Source organism: Sphingopyxis macrogoltabida (assembly GCF_001314325.1).
Classification (GTDB): Bacteria; Pseudomonadota; Alphaproteobacteria; order Sphingomonadales; family Sphingomonadaceae; genus Sphingopyxis; species Sphingopyxis macrogoltabida.
On record NZ_CP009429.1, the window covers coordinates 1,965,042 to 1,980,589 of the forward strand.

16 protein-coding genes are annotated in these 15,548 nt (G+C 65.9%); 5 read left to right on the forward strand and 11 right to left on the reverse strand.

Annotated features, from left to right (window positions below):
• Nucleotides 1-93: 93 nt before the first annotated feature.
• The 6 genes from LH19_RS09840 to glmM form a co-directional block, all read right to left on the reverse strand.
• Complete coding sequence (locus tag LH19_RS09840) at nucleotides 94-1,233, reverse strand: site-specific DNA-methyltransferase (protein ID WP_054727464.1); 1,140 nt, start codon at nucleotides 1,231-1,233, stop codon at nucleotides 94-96.
• A 216-nt stretch (nucleotides 1,234-1,449) separates the two neighbouring features.
• The gene (locus LH19_RS09845; RefSeq protein WP_054727466.1) at nucleotides 1,450-2,346 is read right to left on the reverse strand and encodes an oxidoreductase; all 897 of its coding nucleotides are present in this window, start codon (nucleotides 2,344-2,346) and stop codon (nucleotides 1,450-1,452) included.
• A 19-nt stretch (nucleotides 2,347-2,365) separates the two neighbouring features.
• On the reverse strand, nucleotides 2,366-2,929 hold the full coding sequence (locus tag LH19_RS09850; protein WP_054727468.1) for a ribonuclease HII: 564 nt from the start codon (nucleotides 2,927-2,929) through the stop codon (nucleotides 2,366-2,368).
• Nucleotides 2,917-4,059, reverse strand: a complete 1,143-nt coding sequence (thiD, locus tag LH19_RS09855; RefSeq protein WP_054727470.1) for a bifunctional hydroxymethylpyrimidine kinase/phosphomethylpyrimidine kinase — start codon at nucleotides 4,057-4,059, stop codon at nucleotides 2,917-2,919. Before thiD ends, LH19_RS09850 begins: the two co-directional genes overlap by 13 nt.
• Nucleotides 4,056-4,280, reverse strand: coding sequence for a DUF1272 domain-containing protein (locus LH19_RS09860; RefSeq protein ID WP_054587981.1), 225 nt, complete (start codon nucleotides 4,278-4,280; stop codon nucleotides 4,056-4,058). Before LH19_RS09860 ends, thiD begins: the two co-directional genes overlap by 4 nt.
• Nucleotides 4,273-5,619 (reverse strand): phosphoglucosamine mutase, encoded by a 1,347-nt coding sequence (gene glmM / locus LH19_RS09865; RefSeq protein ID WP_054727472.1) that lies wholly within the window; start codon nucleotides 5,617-5,619, stop codon nucleotides 4,273-4,275. The genes LH19_RS09860 and glmM overlap by 8 nt, the downstream gene beginning before the upstream one ends.
• Before the next feature lie 122 nt (nucleotides 5,620-5,741).
• On the opposite strand from glmM, the gene LH19_RS09870 reads away from it, so the two are divergent.
• The 3 genes from LH19_RS09870 to arr all read left to right on the forward strand — a co-directional run bounded on the left by LH19_RS09870 (nucleotide 5,742) and on the right by arr (nucleotide 8,563).
• Nucleotides 5,742-6,995, forward strand: coding sequence for a dicarboxylate/amino acid:cation symporter (locus LH19_RS09870; protein ID WP_082396288.1), 1,254 nt, complete (start codon nucleotides 5,742-5,744; stop codon nucleotides 6,993-6,995).
• Nucleotides 6,992-7,987, forward strand: a complete 996-nt coding sequence (locus LH19_RS09875) for an aldo/keto reductase (RefSeq protein ID WP_054727474.1) — start codon at nucleotides 6,992-6,994, stop codon at nucleotides 7,985-7,987. The genes LH19_RS09870 and LH19_RS09875 overlap by 4 nt, the downstream gene beginning before the upstream one ends.
• Nucleotides 7,988-8,143: 156 nt before the next feature.
• Complete coding sequence (arr, locus tag LH19_RS09880; protein WP_054727476.1) at nucleotides 8,144-8,563, forward strand: NAD(+)--rifampin ADP-ribosyltransferase; 420 nt, start codon at nucleotides 8,144-8,146, stop codon at nucleotides 8,561-8,563.
• Here the strand turns inward: arr and LH19_RS09885 are convergent.
• From LH19_RS09885 to LH19_RS09905, 5 genes are all read right to left on the reverse strand, one after another.
• Entirely contained in the window at nucleotides 8,556-9,098 is a 543-nt protein-coding gene (locus tag LH19_RS09885) for a DUF1003 domain-containing protein (protein ID WP_054727478.1), read from the reverse strand. The genes arr and LH19_RS09885 overlap by 8 nt on opposite strands.
• Nucleotides 9,099-9,105: 7 nt before the next feature.
• On the reverse strand, nucleotides 9,106-9,804 hold the full coding sequence (locus tag LH19_RS09890) for an NnrU family protein (protein WP_054727480.1): 699 nt from the start codon (nucleotides 9,802-9,804) through the stop codon (nucleotides 9,106-9,108).
• Between the two features lie 53 nt (nucleotides 9,805-9,857).
• Entirely contained in the window at nucleotides 9,858-11,141 is a 1,284-nt protein-coding gene (locus LH19_RS09895; protein WP_234716128.1) for an amidohydrolase family protein, read from the reverse strand.
• 119 nt (nucleotides 11,142-11,260) lie between these two features.
• Entirely contained in the window at nucleotides 11,261-12,673 is a 1,413-nt protein-coding gene (locus LH19_RS09900; protein WP_054727484.1) for an amidohydrolase, read from the reverse strand.
• Nucleotides 12,674-12,676: 3 nt separating this feature from the next.
• Complete coding sequence (locus LH19_RS09905) at nucleotides 12,677-14,317, reverse strand: peptide MFS transporter (protein ID WP_054727486.1); 1,641 nt, start codon at nucleotides 14,315-14,317, stop codon at nucleotides 12,677-12,679.
• A gap of 187 nt (nucleotides 14,318-14,504) precedes the next feature.
• On the opposite strand from LH19_RS09905, the gene LH19_RS09910 reads away from it, so the two are divergent.
• Nucleotides 14,505-15,086, forward strand: a complete 582-nt coding sequence (locus tag LH19_RS09910) for a nitroreductase family protein (RefSeq protein ID WP_054727489.1) — start codon at nucleotides 14,505-14,507, stop codon at nucleotides 15,084-15,086.
• A 71-nt stretch (nucleotides 15,087-15,157) separates the two neighbouring features.
• Nucleotides 15,158-15,505 (forward strand): GntR family transcriptional regulator, encoded by a 348-nt coding sequence (locus LH19_RS09915; protein ID WP_054587989.1) that lies wholly within the window; start codon nucleotides 15,158-15,160, stop codon nucleotides 15,503-15,505.
• Nucleotides 15,506-15,548 lie beyond the last annotated feature (43 nt).

Here is a 15,548-nt window from a genome sequence, read left to right on the forward strand (position 1 = left end):
CCAAAACTCGTCGCCCCCGCGAAGGCGGGGGCCGCTATCAGTGTTGCGCAAGGTTGCCGGCGGCCCCCGCCTTCGCGGGGGCGACGAATGTTCCTACGCCTCGTTGGCGAGCAGCCAGTCCTGCCGCACCGCGTCGATCACGCGCAATTCCTTGCCGGTATCGACGTGCCAGAAGGTCCAGCCGTTGCAGCTCGGTGCGCCTTGCAGTCCGGCGCCGACCTTGTGAATCGACCCGGCGGGCTGGCCCTCGCATTCGAGGCTGCCGTCGACGCGCACCTTCGCCTTCCAGCGGCGCTTGGTGTCGGTCAGCACCGTCCCCGGCGCGATCATACCGCATTCGACGAGCGTGCCGAAGGCAACGCGGGTCGCGGCCTTGGGTGCCATCATCGTCTTCACCGCGCTTTCGTCGAGCGGCAGCGCCATCTCGATCCGCTCCAGCGCGGCCTCGATATAATCGTCCTCGCGCTCGATGCCGATGAAATGGCGGCCAAGGCGCTTCGCGACCGCGCCCGTCGTGCCGGTACCGAAAAAGGGATCGAGCACCACGTCGCCGGGGTTAGAGCAGGCGAGCAGGATGCGATAGAGCAAGGCTTCGGGCTTTTGCGTCGGATGGACCTTGTGGCCGCCCTTCTTGAGCCGTTCGGGCCCGCCGCAGATCGGGATCAGCCAGTCGCTGCGCATCTGGAGTTCGTCGTTCAGCGTCTTCATCGCGCGATAGTTGAAGGTGTAGCGCGCCTTTTCGCCCATCGACGCCCAGATCAGCGTCTCATGCGCGTTGGTGAAGCGGGTGCCCTTGAAATTGGGCATCGGGTTCGCCTTGCGCCACACGATGTCGTTGAGAATCCAGTAGCCCTGGTCCTGCAGCGCGGTGCCGACGCGGAAAATGTTGTGATAGCTGCCGATCACCCAGATGCTGCCGCCGGGTTTCAGGATGCGCTTCGCTTCCTTGAGCCACGAATGGGTAAAACGGTCGTAGGTCGCGAGGCTGTCGAACTTGTCCCAGTCGTCGTCGACCGCGTCGACCTGGCTGCCGTCGGGACGCAGCAGATCGCCACCGAGCTGGAGGTTGTACGGCGGGTCGGCGAAGATCATGTCGACCGACGCGGCAGGCAGGCTGCGCATCATTTCGACGCAATCGCCCTGCAGGATGCTGTCGAGCGGCAGATCGACCGGGGTCGCATTGACCGCACGCCGCTTCGCCGCCGGGGCCTTGACCCGTTCCATCACACCCATGTTTCGCCCCTGTCTTCGTCCGAAAGAAGGCCCTGATGAGTCAGGCGGAGTCCGCCGTCAAGCGCAGGACTCTAGGGATTCCGCGTCACCAACTGGTTAACGGGATGAGAACGAAAGGAGTCTGCCACGACATATGGAGTCCGTCGCGACTCGGAGACTCAACCACTGGTGGTGTGTCGATGGGGACTCACTGGCGAAAAAAATTTCGATCGGGGGTCATATCCCGGGGTCGACACCGGTCAGTTCGACCGAACGCACCCACAGTTCGCGCGCGAGCTTCGGATCACGCGCGGTGCGCGTCGCACGCGCCGGACCCGAGCGGCCCGATATTTCGCCGAGCCCCTGCGGCCCCAGATAATCGCCGCCCTGCACATTGACTCCGGTCGCCGCCTGCAACGTCGGCCAGGCGCCCTGCGCAGCGCTGTTGAAGAAAGGCGCGGCGAGCGGCGTCATGCTGCGCAGCGGGAGCGGCAGGTGGCGCGTCAGTTCGGTGAGCGCGACGCCGGGATGACAGCCGATCGCCTGCGTCGCGCGCCCGGCGGCGCTCAGCCGCCGGTCGAGTTCGAACATATGGAGCAGGTTGGCGAGCTTGCTCGTCTGATAGCGCTGCCAGTTATGATAGCTGCGGCTGGCCGACAGGTCGCTGAAATCGATCTCGCCGCCCTTGTGCGCGATGCTCGAGGTGATGACGATGCGGTCGTCGATATGGGGGTGCACCAGCCCGGTGAAGGCGAAGGTGCCGAGGTGATTGACCCCGAACTGCGATTCAAACCCTTGCCTGGTGAGCGTTTTCGGCGGGATCATGATCCCGGCATTGTTCACCAGCACGTCGATCCGTGGCCCGGCGAGCACCGCCTTTGCCGCGTCGCGCACTTGATCGAGGTCGGCAAGGTCGAGCGGCTGGAACGACAGTTCGGCCGCCGGAACGTCGGCCCGGATGCGGTTCATCGCCGCCTCGGCCCGATCGGCATCGCGGCACGCGAGGATGACGTGTGCGCCGCGCGCCGTCAGCACGCGCACGGTCTCGAAACCGATCCCGGCGTTGGCACCGGTAACCAGGAAGGAGCGCCCCGTCTGCGTGCCGACATCATCGGCCGTGAACCCGCTGCGCATGACGCTCTCCTGCGTGTTTTCAGACCAGATGCAGTTGAGCGACCGGCGCAAAACTGGTCCGATGGAGCGGTGTCGGGCCATGCTGACGCAACGCCGCGAGATGGTGGGCGGTACCATAGCCCATGTTTCTCTCCCAGCCAAAAGCGGGAAATTCGCGCGCCATCCGGGTCATGTAGCGGTCGCGATGCTCCTTCGCGACGATGCTGGCGGCCGAGATGCACGGGTGAATCGCGTCGCCGCCGATCACCGCGGTCGCCGTATAGCGCCAGCGCGGCAGCCGGTTGCCGTCGACGAGCACCGCGGCGGGTTCGAAGCCCAGCGCCTCGACCGCGCGCGTCATCGCGAGGAAAGTCGCCTGCAATATGTTGATGCGGTCGATTTCCTCGACGCTGGCCTCGCCGACGCCCCAGCGGCAGCGCGCCTTGATTTCGATCTCCAGCTCGCCGCGGCGTTTGGCGGAGAGCTTCTTCGAATCGTCGAGCCCGGCGATACCGCCTTCGCAGAGCAGCACCGCCGCCGCGACGACCGGCCCGGCGAGCGGCCCGCGGCCTGCCTCGTCGACCCCGACGGTCAGATGCGCCACGGCGGGTACCTCCGATATTCGCCCGCCTGATACAGGCACAGCCGGTTGCCGGCCGGATCGGTCAGCCGCGCCTCGCGCCAGCCCCAATCCTCGTCCTTCGGCATCTGGTCGAACCGGACGCCACGCCGCGCCAGATAGGCGACCCACGCGTCGAGCGCGCCGCTTTCCAGATAGGTCGTCGCGCCGCCCGCTTCGCCGTCGCCCACATGGATCGACAGCGTCACGCCATTGATCGCCTCGAAGCGCGCATAACCATTGTCCGGGCTGTCGACGATCTGCGTCAGGCCGAGTTGCTTGTAGAAAGCGACCGACGCCGCATAGTCGGTGGCGGGCAGCGTGAACTGGTTGAGCGCGGGGCCGGTGAACAGCCCGTCGTTGCGCACCGCCTGCTGCCCCATCGGGCCATGCCCCTCGCCCAGCCCCGGCGCATCGAGCAGCGCCAGCCGCACGAAATCGCGCGCCCGCGCCACTGCGGGCTCGAGCGGCATGCCCTGCGCCAGCCCCGTCGCGATGGCCGACGCCAGCGTGCAGCCGGTGCCATGGGTGTGCCGGCTGTCGATGCGCGGCGCCTCCCAGCGCGCGACCTCGCCCGCATCGGGTTCGAGCAACCGGTCGGTCACCGTCTCGCCCGCGCCATGTCCGCCCTTGACGAGCAGCGCGCAGCCGTGCGCGAGCACTGCCGCCTCGCCGCCCAACGCGTCGAGTTCGCCCAGATTGGGGGTGGCGACCGTCGCGCGCCGCATCAGCGCCTCGAACGCCCGGATCGTCGCGGCGTCGGCGAGCACCGAGCCGCTCGTCGACACCATGACGGGGTCGAACACCACCGGCGTCGTAGCCAGGTCGGCGCGCGCGAGCCGCTCGGCGACCGCCGCCGCCGTCTCGGCGCTGCCGATCATGCCGATCTTGACCGCATCGACGCCGATATCCTGAACGACGCTGTCGATCTGCATGAGCACCATCTCGGCCGGGATGGCGTGGACGCCCTGCACGCCCATGCTGTTCTGCGCGGTGATCGCGGCGATCGCGGTCATCGCATGGCCGCCGAGCATCGTCACCGTCTTGATATCGGCCTGGATGCCGGCGCCGCCGCCGCTGTCCGATCCGGCAATGATCAGGACGCGTGCGGTCAACCCTTATACTTTCGCACCGTCGAGCCGGGGAATTTCGCCAGCGCCGCGCCTTCGCGCAGCGGCCGGTCGAGCAGGTCGCCGCCGCAATTGGGGCATTGCTCGTCGAGCCGGTCGGCGCAATTCGCGCAGAAGGTGCATTCGAACGAGCAGATGAACGCCCCATGGGCGTTCGCGGGCAGATCACGCCCGCACTTTTCACAATCGGGTCGCATTTCAAGCATGACGGTTCGCAGCCTCCTTTACGGCGTCGCATATCATATCGACGACCTGTTCAACTTGTCCGGCATCGTCGCCCTCGGCCATCACGCGGATCACCGGTTCGGTGCCCGAGGCGCGGATGACGAGACGCCCGCGCCCGGCGAGCGCCGCTTCGCCGTTGGCGATGGCGGTCTGGACATTGCCGTTTTCGAGCGGCTTGCCGCCCGCAAAGCGGACATTCTTCAAAAGCTGCGGCACCGGATCGAACTGGTGGAGCAATTCGCTCGCCGGCCGGTCCGCCGCGACCAGCTCGGCGAGCACCTGCAGCCCCGCCAGCGTGCCGTCGCCGGTCGTCGCATGGTCCGACAGGATCATATGCCCCGACTGTTCGCCGCCGACGTTGAAGCCGCCCTCTTTCATCCGTTCGAGGACATAGCGGTCGCCGACCTTGGTGCGTTCGAGCCGCAGCCCCTCGCCTTCGAGGAAGCGCTCGAGGCCAAGGTTCGACATCACCGTCGCGACGACGCCGCCGCCCTTCAGCCGTCCCTGCCGCGCCCAGCTCGCGCCGATCAGCCCCATGATCTGGTCGCCGTCGACGATCGCGCCCTTTTCGTCGACGACGATCAGCCGGTCGGCGTCGCCGTCGAGCGCGATACCGAGGTCGGCGCCGCTCGCAACCACGGTTTCCTGGAGCAATTGCGGTGCGGTCGAGCCGCATTTGTCGTTGATGTTGATGCCGTTGGGCGAGACCCCGACCGAAATCACGTCGGCGCCGAGTTCCCAGAACACCGTCGGCGCGCTGTTGTAAGCGGCGCCATTGGCGCAATCGAGGACGATCTTCAGCCCGTCGAGCCGGACCGATTCGGGCAGGCTCTGCTTCACCGCGTGGATATAACGGCCGCGCGCGTCCTCGATGCGCTTGGCGCGGCCGATCTGCGCCGGTTCGGCGAGCTTCGGCTCGCTGGCGAGCAGCATTTCGATCTGGATTTCGTCCTCGTCGGACAATTTATAGCCGTCGGGCCCGAACAGCTTGATCCCGTTATCGTAGAAGGGGTTGTGGCTGGCCGACAGCATGACGCCGAGGTCGGCGCGCATCGAGCGCGTCAGCATCGCCACCGCCGGGGTCGGCATCGGCCCGACCTGCACGACGTCCATGCCGACGCTGGTGAAACCGGCGACGAGCGCGTTTTCGAGCATATAGCCCGAAATACGCGTATCCTTGCCGATGACGACGCGATGCTTGTGATCGCCGCGCAGGAAATGCGCGCCCGCCGCCATCCCGACGCGCATCGCGACCTCGACGGTCATCGGAATCTGGTTGGTGAGCCCACGGATACCGTCGGTTCCGAAAAACTTGCGCATGCCACCTCTGCTACTTAAGCGGAACATCAGGGCAAGAGCTTGCCCCGGAGACCCCGGGATGGCCCTAGGTCACCCGTTTTTGCTTGGCAAGCTGGCCGGAGGGGTTCGCAGGTGAATCGGTCGTGAAATCCGCATGGATCATCCTCTCGGCGCTGATCGCCGGCATGTTGCTGGGCGTCGCGGTCGAGACGATCTCGGTCGAATGGGGCACGGCATCGCTGCCCTATATCGAATGGGTCGGCCTGCTCTGGCTCAATGCGCTCAAGATGACGATCATCCCGCTGATCGTCGCATTGCTGATCACCGGCATCACCGCGACCGCCGATGCCGCGCGGGCGGGTAAGCTGGCGGGCCGCGCCGTGGCGATCTTCATCGGCGCCAATCTGCTCGCCGGGCTGATGACCCTGCTGGTGCTGCCGCTCCTGCTGCGCGCCTTCCCGATGTCCACCGCGGCGGCCGAAGGGCTGCGGCACGGGCTTGGCGGGGCGACCGATGCCGTCCCCTCGCCCACCTTCACCGATTTCGTCCTCGGCCTGATCCCGACCAATCCGATCGCCGCCGCCGCCGACACGTCGATCCTGCCGCTGATCGTCTTCACGACCATTTTCGCCTTCGCGATCAGCCGCATCGGCGCCGCCGAGCGCGCAACGCTGTCGGGATTTTTTAAGGCCTTGGGCGATGCGATGCTCGTCGTTATCGGCTGGGTTCTGGCGCTCGCGCCGCTCGGCGTCTTCGCGCTCGGCTATGCCCTCGCGGTCAAGGCCGGGGTCGCCGCTTTCGGCGGGCTCGTCCATTATGTGCTGATGCTGTCGGCGATCGGCGTCTGCACAATCATCCTCGGGATCGCGCTTGCGGTGTTCGTCGTCGGCATACCCTTGCCGCGCTTCGTCCGCGCGATGGTGCCGACCTTTGCGGTGGCGATCAGCACGCAAAGCTCGCTCGCCAGCCTGCCCGCGATGCTCAAATCGTCGGCCGAGCTCGGCGTCGAGCCCAAGAAGGCCGATATCGTCCTGCCGCTCGCGGTCGCCTTGTTCCGCTTTACCAGCCCGGCGATGAACCTCGCGGTCGTCGTCTATGTCGCGTGGCTGTTCGGGGTCGAACTGACGCCGTTCGAAATGGCGGTCGGCCTCGGGGTTGCGCTTGCCGCGGCGCTTTCTTCGGTCAGCCTGCCCGGCTCGATCAGCTTCGTGACCTCGATCGCGCCGATCGCCATCGCGATGGGCGTGCCCGTCGCGCCGCTCGGCCTGCTCGTCGCGGTCGAGACATTTCCCGATATCTTCCGCACCCTCGGCAATGTCGTGGCGGACGTCGCGGCAACCAAATATGCCGCCGACGGTGTGGAAGACGACAGTCCCCCCGCAGGAGTCGCCCCATGAAATATCGTAAGCTCGGCCACGGCCTTGAAGTCTCCGCCATCGGCATCGGCTGCATGCCGATGATCAAGGGCGGCAACATCCTCTATGGCGAAAATGCCGATCTCGGCGAATCGACGCGCACCATTCATCGCGCGATCGACCTTGGCGTCACCTTTTTCGACACCGCGCAAATCTATGGCCCGTTCAGCAACGAGGAACTGCTCGGCGAAGCGATCCGCGGCAAGCGCGACGGGCTGGTCATCGCGACCAAATTCGGTTTCCGGTTCGAGGGGCAGAAGATCGTCGGGGTCGACGGATCGCCCGCCAACGCCCGCGCCGCGTGCGAAGGCTCGCTCCAGCGGCTCGGCATCGATACGATCGACCTGTTCTACCAGCACCGCGTCGATCCCTCGATCGCGATCGAGGAGGTCGTCGGCGGGATGATGGAGCTGGTGAAGGAGGGCAAGGTCCGCCACATCGCGCTGTCCGAAGCCGGACCCGAGACGATCCGCCGTGCCGCCAAGGCGGCGCCGATCACCGCATTGCAGAGCGAATATTCGATCTGGGAACGCGAGGTCGAGGACGAAATCCTGCCCGCCTGCCGCGACAACGGCATCGGCTTCATCCCCTATTCGCCGCTTGGCCGCGGTTTCCTTGCCGGCACGATCCGCAGCCGCGACGAATTGCCCGAAAACGACTGGCGGCGGAACGATCCGCGCTATTCGGAGGAGAACCTCCCCGCCAACCTCGCGATCGTCGATGCGATTGCCGGGATCGCGGCGAAGCATGGCGTGTCGAACGCCCAGATCGCCCTTGCCTGGCTGCTCGCACAGGGCGACGATATCGTCCCCATCCCCGGCACCAAGCGCCGCACGACGATGGAGGACAGCGTCGCCGCCGCCGACGTGACGCTCGACGCCGATGACCTCGCCGCGATTGACACAGCCGCGCCGAAGGGCGGGACGAACGGACCGCGCTACGGGGAACAAGGCATGCGGATGGTGCGTCTGTAGGGCGGCCGAAGGCAGGACTTTTTGCCTTCGTCACCCCGGACTCGATCCGGGGTCCATGACTTCGGCGCTGCGATGGACCCCGGATCGAGTCCGGGGTGACGTCCGACGGGGTCAGTGACCAAAAAAAGCGGGCTCGCAACGACAAGGACGATGACGATGGCCGAAGTGCTGGACGAAGGGCCGTTCTTTCACGGCACGATCGCCGATTTGCGCGTCGGCGATTTCCTCATGGCGGGCCGCCGCTCGAACTATCGCCCCGAAGTGGTGATGAACCATATCTACTTCACAGCGCTCGTGAACGGTGCAGGGCTTGCCGCTGAAATTGCGGCACTTATCGAAGGTGACACCGTTCCGCGCGTCTATCTCGTCGAGCCGACCGGGGCATATGAGAATGACCCCAATGTCACCGACAAGAAATTTCCGGGCAACCCCACCCGGTCTTACCGCAGCAGCGCGCCGCTCAGGATCGTAGGCGAAATCACCGATTGGCCCCGATTGACGCCCGAAGCGCTGCAGATGTGGCGGGAAAGGCTGATCGCGCTGCCTTCGGACGAACGCGGCGAAATCATCAACTGATGCCCTTCTGCTCCATCCGCGCGCATAGCTCGTCGACCTTTGCCGCCAGCTCGCCGATCCGCATCTGGTCGAGCTTTTCGTGCAGCCGCATGATTTCGAGCTCGGCGCGCAGGTTGATCTCGTAGTCGACGCTGGCGGTCAGCCGGTCCTTTGCCGACTGGCGGTTCTGGCTCATCATGATGATCGGCGCCTGCACCGCGGCGAGCGTCGAGAGCATCAGGTTGAGGAAGATGAAGGGATAGGGGTCGAAAGCGAGCCCGAAGCGCTGCAACACCTCCGAATTGAGCAGCATCCAGCCGAGCAGCACCAGCGAAAAGACGATGATGAACCCCCACGAGCCGCCGACCGCCGCGACGCGGTCGGCGAGCCGGTCGCCGGTGCTTGCCTGCGCATCGCCGATATCGGCGGCGTCGCGGCTGCTCGGCGCGCGGGCGGCGATCGCCTGCACGACGCGGACTTCTTCGGGATCGAGCTGGTCGAAGGCGCGGCCGAGCAGGCGCAGCGACAGGTCGTTGAGATGCGTGCCCGCGTTCATGCCGCTCCTATCCGATCCAGCGCCAGATGCCCGCGACCATATAGCCGAGCGCGCCATGCGCCCAGGTCGCGGCGATCCACAGCACGATGCCGCCGAACAAGGCGTGCGGCCGCGGCAGCGTATCGCCCCATGGCGCACCGCCAAGCTGGCGGGCGAAGGGCACGAAGCTCGTCCGCGCCGCCCAGTGCCGCCAGCTATCGCCCATCAACCGCGCTTTTTTAACGTCCTGTCCCGCCGACCCGGCGAGTGCGAGGAAGGCGATCATCCCCGAGAGTATGAACTGCGCCGGCGTCGGCATCACCAGCGCATGCGCGAAGGCCCAGAGCGCGAAGCCCCACATCATCGGATGGCGCGTGATCGCATAGACGCCGCGCGGTGCGCCCTGCGCGGCAAAGGCGGCGTTCGGCGCGGGCAGCGCCGGGTTGCCGATCAGCGACCCCATGAACAGCACGCTCGCGAACAGGACGAGCAATGACGCAAAGGCCCACAGCGCGTCGCCGGCGACCCACAAGGGCGGCTCGGGCGGCATTCCGCGCCACGCTTGCACCACCATGATGAACGTCGCGATCGCGACGATCGAATAGATGATCAGGAACGCCCGCTCGCCCATCCGTCCGGCGAGCGGCGCGCGCAGCGGATGCGACAGCGCGAAATGCGTGCCGACGAACAGGACGCATGTGGTGACCAGCAGCGACATCGGTTGCATCGGGCCCTCTCCCTCCCTTCTTCCCCTTGCGCCGCGTTGGTCAGTCGCGGCGCCTATCTGTCATAGGCTTTCGGCAACGCGCCCTCGCCCGGCGTCGCATAACGGTCGCGCAGGCGATCCTGCCGGGTCGTCAGCGACTGCGCCTTGCCGTCGATCCACACGGCGGTCGGCCGGCTGCCGAGTTCGAGCGGATCGTCATCCCAGATCACGACGTCGCCGACGCGGCCGGGGCGCAGCGATCCGATGCTGCCCTCCATGCCGACCGCGCGCGCCGGTGCACTGCTGATCGAGGCGAAGGCCTGATCCCAGCTCAGCCCGCTTGCACCCGGCAGCTTCGCCAGCCCGACGAGATTGCCGGCATATTGGGTGGCATAGCCCATTTTATGCGCATCGTCGTCGTCGAAGACACCGACCGAGATGTCGACGCCCGCCGCTTTCAATCGCCCAGCGTTCGACTGCGTCGCGCCGAGCCGTTCGAAACTGTCGGGCAGGTCGCTGAGCGGCGACACCAGCACCGGCACCTTGGCCGCCGCGATCTCGCGCGCGACCAGCCAGCCTTCGGTGACCCCGACAAGGACGAGCTTCAGCGCCGGAAATTCGCTCTTCAGCTTGATGACGTTCAATATATCGGCGGCGCGGTCGACGCGGACGAACAGCGGCGTCGTGCCGTCGATCACTCGCACCAGCGCCTCGGCGTCGGCGCGCTGGATCATCGCGTCATTGCCCCATTCGGCCAAGGTTGCGGGATTGCGCGCATAGCTGCGTGCGGCGAGCAATTGTTCGCGGAACAAGAGGAAGGTCGCGGCGCGGCTGCCGCCCGCCTTCGCCGACCCGTCCTCGCCGAACGCGACGAATTGCAGCGCGCGCGGACGCGTCACCATGTCCATGTCGTCGGCAAGGTCGACGACCGCGCCCTGCCCGGCGAACAAATTGCTGCTCGCGCTCGGCGCGACGATCGCGCGGGTGACGCCCGAGGCGCGGTTGACCGCGACCGGCGAGCCCATCGGGTTGAGCGCGGGCGCGATGTCGAGCCCGGCGGAAAAGCGCGAACGCGCCGCGCCGCGATCGTTCGTTCCGGTAACGGCGTCGACCTCGACCAGCCCGACGCGGCTGAACGCCGCAACGATGCCGGGCGTCACATAGCGGCCCTGCGCATCGACGCGCTCGACCCCGGCGGGCACGGCAACGCCGGCGCCCGCCGCGACGACCTTGCCGCCGCGGATGACGACCGAACCGCCCTCGACCGGGGCGCTGCCGTCGCCGATGACGAGCTTTGCATTGACGATCGCGACGTCCTGCGCGGCGGCGGGCGTGGTAAGCGCCAGGGCTGCAACCAATGCACTCCCCAATTCCGCTCGTGTCGAGCGAAGTCGAGACACCCCGAAGGCGCGCACGACTGATGGGCATCTCGACTTCGCTCGATGCGAACGGAAATTGAGGAAGGTGACGAGATTTCTCATTTCACATCTCCCTCGCCCGGCTGGCCGAGCTCGAAGTCGCTCACCGGCCGCCGTTTCGGGTCCATCGCGTCGAACATCAACGCGCCGTCGATCCACACCTTTTCGGGGCGCGTATAGGCGCTGAACGGATTGCCGTTCCACAGCACGACGTCGGCCATCTTGCCGGGTTTCAGGCTGCCCGTCTTGTCGCCGATCCCCAGCGCCTTCGCCGGGTTCCACGACAGCCAGGTCCACGCCTGTTCGTCGCTGATCTGCATCCCCATGCGGCGGCCGGCCTTCAGCGCCTTCGCCGCTTCCTGATTGAGCCGCTGGATCTGGTTGGCGTCGTCCGAATGGACGATCGTGCAGGCGCCGGCCTTGTATACCAGCGGGATATTCTCGTTCACGCTGTCATAGGCTTCCATCTTGAAGCCCCACCAGTCGGCCCACATCGCCGAACAAATGCCCTCTTTCGCAAGGATATCGGCGATCTTGTACGCTTCGACCGCGTGGTGGAAGGTCGACACTTTGTAACCGAATTCCTTCGACATATCGATGACCAGCGCCATTTCGTCGGCGCGGTAGCAATGATTGTGGACGAGGATTTCGCCCGCCAACACCCCCGCGAGCGTTTCCATCGCCAGGTCGCGGTCGACGACCTTGCCGTCGTCCATCTTCTTCTTGTACGCCGCCGCTTTCTGCCACGTCGCGCGGTTGACCGCGAAATTGCCCATGCGGGTCGAGGGCATCCGCCCCTTGGCGCCATAGACGCGCTTCGGATTCTCGCCGCACGCCATTTTGAGGCCATAGGGCGCGCCCGGGAATTTCATCCCCTGCACGGTGCGCGAGGGCACATTCTTGAGCGTGATCGAGCGGCCGCCCATCAGGTTCGCGCTGCCCGGCAATATCTGGAGCGACGTCACGCCGCCATTGGCCAGCGCGCGGCTGAAGCCCGGATCCTGCGGCCAGACGCTATGTTCGGACCAGACCTCGGGCGTCGTCGGCGACGTCGCCTCATTGCCGTCCGAATGCGCATCGACGCTGGGCGAAGGATAGTCGCCGAGGTGGCTGTGGATGTCGATCACCCCGGGGGTAACGAACTTGCCGGTCCCGTCGACGATATCGGCGCCCTCGGGGATCGGTGTGTCGGAACCGCCGACCGCTTCGACCTTGCCGCCCGCGAGCAGCACGGTGCCATTGTCGATCCGCCCACCCTCGCCGTCGAAGATGGTGACGCCGCGCACCGCCGTCGGGCGGCCGGGGTAAGGCTTGTAGGTCGAGGGATAGGGATCCTTGTCGAACTTGACCGGCTTCGCCGCCGGCGCGGCGGGCTCGTCGCCCGCCGACTTCGCATCGGACCCCGTCGCCGCACAACCGGCGAACGCCAGCGACACCGCAGCCAGCAGGCTGCCCTTCACGCCCCGGATCATCGCTTACGCCCCCTTCGGTTCGGGATGGGTGCCCGCAGCCTGCGGTTCGCCCAGTTCCTCGCGACCGGCGATGTCGCGGTCGCGCAGCGTGTCGAGGTGCATCCACTTCTTCACGATCGGCGACAGCGCGAGCACGACGACGCTGACGCCGATGGTGATCAGGCCGATTTCCCAATAGATGCCGAGCGTCGCTTCCTTGGTCATGTTGCCGCTTTCGCCGCCCGTCGCCTCGCCGATCTTGCCGGCGACGAAATTGCCGACCGCGGTCATGTAGAACCATGCCCCCATGATCAGCGACGCGAGGAAGCTCGGCGCCAGCCGGTTCATCGCGCTGAGCCCGACCGGCGACAGGCAAAGCTCGCCCGTCGTGTGGAGCAGATAGAGCATGAAGACGAAGAAGACCGGCGTCGCGACCGCGGGCCCGACGCTGTTCGCGCCCCAGACAAAAACGAGGAAGCCAAGGCCGACCTGGGCGAGCGCCAGCGCGAACTTCGCGGGCGCCGACGGTTCGAGCCCGCGCTTGCCGAGCCATTGCCACAGCGCCGCAAAGACCGGCGCAAAGAGGATGATGTAGATGGGGTTGATCGACTGGAACACCGACGCGGGAACGCCGCCCTTGTCGACAAAACGGTCGGTATAGAGGTTGAAGCTGCCGCCGGCCTGTTCGAACAGACCCCAGAACAGCGGGTTCAATGCGATCAGGAACAGGATCGCGAACATGCGCTCGCGCGGTTCCTTGTCGAGCTTGAAACTTTCGTAGAGGACATAGCCGAGCAGCGCGAGGCCCGAGACGATCAGGATATTCTGGATGACGTCCTGATACTGGACCAGCGCCCACATCACCGCGACCGCGGCGATGCCGATGCCATAGATCGAAATTTCCTTGTTGCGCGCCAGCGGCGCCGGTGCCTCGCCCGCGCCGAGCAGGACGTTCTTTCCGAGGACGAAGACGATCAGGCCGGCGACCATGCCGATGCCGGCGAGGCCGAAGCCATAGGCCCAGCCGATCTTCTGACCGAGATAGCCGACGAGGATCGTGCCGAGCGCGGCGCCGACGTTAATCCCCATGTAGAAAATGGTGTAGGCGGCGTCGCGGCGGGCATCGGTCAGACGATAGAGCTGCCCGACCATCACCGAGATGTTCGCTTTCAGGAAGCCCGAGCCGACGATGATCAGCGCCAGCGCCAGCCAGAAGACGTTGATCGCGCCTTCGGACTGCTTGACCGCAGCATCGGTGATCCCGTGATCACCCTCGACCGCCATGAACAAATGGCCGAGCGCGAGCAGGACGCCGCCGAACAGCACCGCCTTGCGCTGCCCCAGATAGCGGTCGGCCAGATAGCCGCCGAGCACCGGGGTGATGTACACAAGGCTGGTATAGGCTCCATAGATCAGGTTCGATTTGCCGTCCGAAAACAGCCAGTGCTGCGTCAGATAGAAAATCAGCAACGCGCGCATGCCGTAATAGGAGAAACGCTCCCACATTTCGGCGAAGAACAACATGTACAGGCCCTTGGGGTGGCCAGCGAATTCGGGTTTCTTGCTGCCTGCAATCAGTGCCCCGATGGTCAGGAACACCCCCAGCACGACCAGCGCGATCACCGCGATCCAGTCGCCTTCGTCCCAAAGGCCCATGTCTTTCATGTAAATGCGTCCCTTTTCCCGGATATTTTGACCGCGGCTTCCCGCCGCGCGAATGGGGCAACCTAGCGCGAAAATTTCTCATGGGAAGAATCTAATTGCGCGTGAAACCGGTTCATCCGGGCCAAAAACTGTTGCGAACGATTCGCAACACTTGCGTTATGCGCCCGAAAACGCCACATGCGCTGCCATGTTCAACAACACCTCCTCGCTACTCGCCCACCTCGCCACCCGCCGCTCGGGAAAGGCGCGCGACATGGTCGCGCCCGGCCCCGATGCCGCCACGCTTCGTGAGATCATCGCGCTCGCGCTGCGCACCCCCGATCATGGCAAGCTCGCCCCCTGGCGCGTCGTCACGGTCGCGGACGACCAGCGCGAAGCCTTCGCGACCTTGCTTAAAAATGCCTGGGTCGCCGAAAATCCGGGCGCGGCGGGAATGGACCTGTCGGCGCTCGACCAGTTCGCGCATCAGGCGCCGACGCTGCTCGTCCTCCTCTCCACCCCCGTGCAGGGCGTGAAAATCCCGCTGTGGGAGCAACAGATGTCGGCCGGCGCGGTCGGCATGAACCTGCTCCATGCCGCGCACGCGCACGGTTTCGTGGGAAGCTGGCTGACCGGCTGGGCCGCATACAGCCCTCAGGTGGCGCAGGCTTTCGGGGCGCGCGAGGGCGACACGATCGTCGGCTATTTCTTCCTCGGCACCGCGGGCGGCGCGCTGTCCGAACGACCACGGCCCGAATATGACGACGTCGTGAGCGCCTGGGACATTTAATTTCAGAAGTGCGCCAGAATTTGTAAGGAAGCACGTTTGACTGTGCTGCTGTCTTATGGCATTAAGGCGGCATGCTCGATCAGTCCAAACCCGTGTACCAGCGCCTGCGCGATGTCATCGCCAACGCCATCCTCGACGGCAGCTTCCGCGACGGCGACATGTTGCCGTCGGTGCGCTCGCTCGCGGCCGAGCAGGGCGCCAACCCGCTGACCGTCGCCAAGGCTTACCAGACCTTTCAGGACGAAGGGCTCGTAACGGTAAAGCGCGGCGTCGGAATGTTCGTCGCGCAAGGTGCGACCGAGCGGCTGCGGACGCTGATGCGCGAGGATTTCCTCGCCAATGTCTGGCCGCCGGTCGCCGAGCAGATGCGGCGGATCGGGCTGGATGCGCGGACCCTTCTCGACCTGACCGAGGCCTGAGACCGACGAAACGCGGCTCGATCGTGTCGGCCTTATCCGGCTG

Coding starts and splice junctions, on each gene's coding strand:
- LH19_RS09840 (WP_054727464.1), bottom strand. CDS start 1,233: ATGGGTGTGATGGAACGGGTCAAGGCCCCGGCGGCGAAGCGGCGTGCG.
- LH19_RS09845 (WP_054727466.1), bottom strand. CDS start 2,346: ATGCGCAGCGGGTTCACGGCCGATGATGTCGGCACGCAGACGGGGCGC.
- LH19_RS09860 (WP_054587981.1), bottom strand. CDS start 4,280: ATGCTTGAAATGCGACCCGATTGTGAAAAGTGCGGGCGTGATCTGCCC.
- glmM (WP_054727472.1), bottom strand. CDS start 5,619: ATGCGCAAGTTTTTCGGAACCGACGGTATCCGTGGGCTCACCAACCAG.
- LH19_RS09875 (WP_054727474.1), top strand. CDS start 6,992: ATGAAATATCGTAAGCTCGGCCACGGCCTTGAAGTCTCCGCCATCGGC.
- arr (WP_054727476.1), top strand. CDS start 8,144: ATGGCCGAAGTGCTGGACGAAGGGCCGTTCTTTCACGGCACGATCGCC.
- LH19_RS09885 (WP_054727478.1), bottom strand. CDS start 9,098: ATGAACGCGGGCACGCATCTCAACGACCTGTCGCTGCGCCTGCTCGGC.
- LH19_RS09890 (WP_054727480.1), bottom strand. CDS start 9,804: ATGCAACCGATGTCGCTGCTGGTCACCACATGCGTCCTGTTCGTCGGC.
- LH19_RS09900 (WP_054727484.1), bottom strand. CDS start 12,673: ATGATCCGGGGCGTGAAGGGCAGCCTGCTGGCTGCGGTGTCGCTGGCG.
- LH19_RS09905 (WP_054727486.1), bottom strand. CDS start 14,317: ATGAAAGACATGGGCCTTTGGGACGAAGGCGACTGGATCGCGGTGATC.
- LH19_RS09910 (WP_054727489.1), top strand. CDS start 14,505: ATGTTCAACAACACCTCCTCGCTACTCGCCCACCTCGCCACCCGCCGC.
- LH19_RS09915 (WP_054587989.1), top strand. CDS start 15,158: ATGCTCGATCAGTCCAAACCCGTGTACCAGCGCCTGCGCGATGTCATC.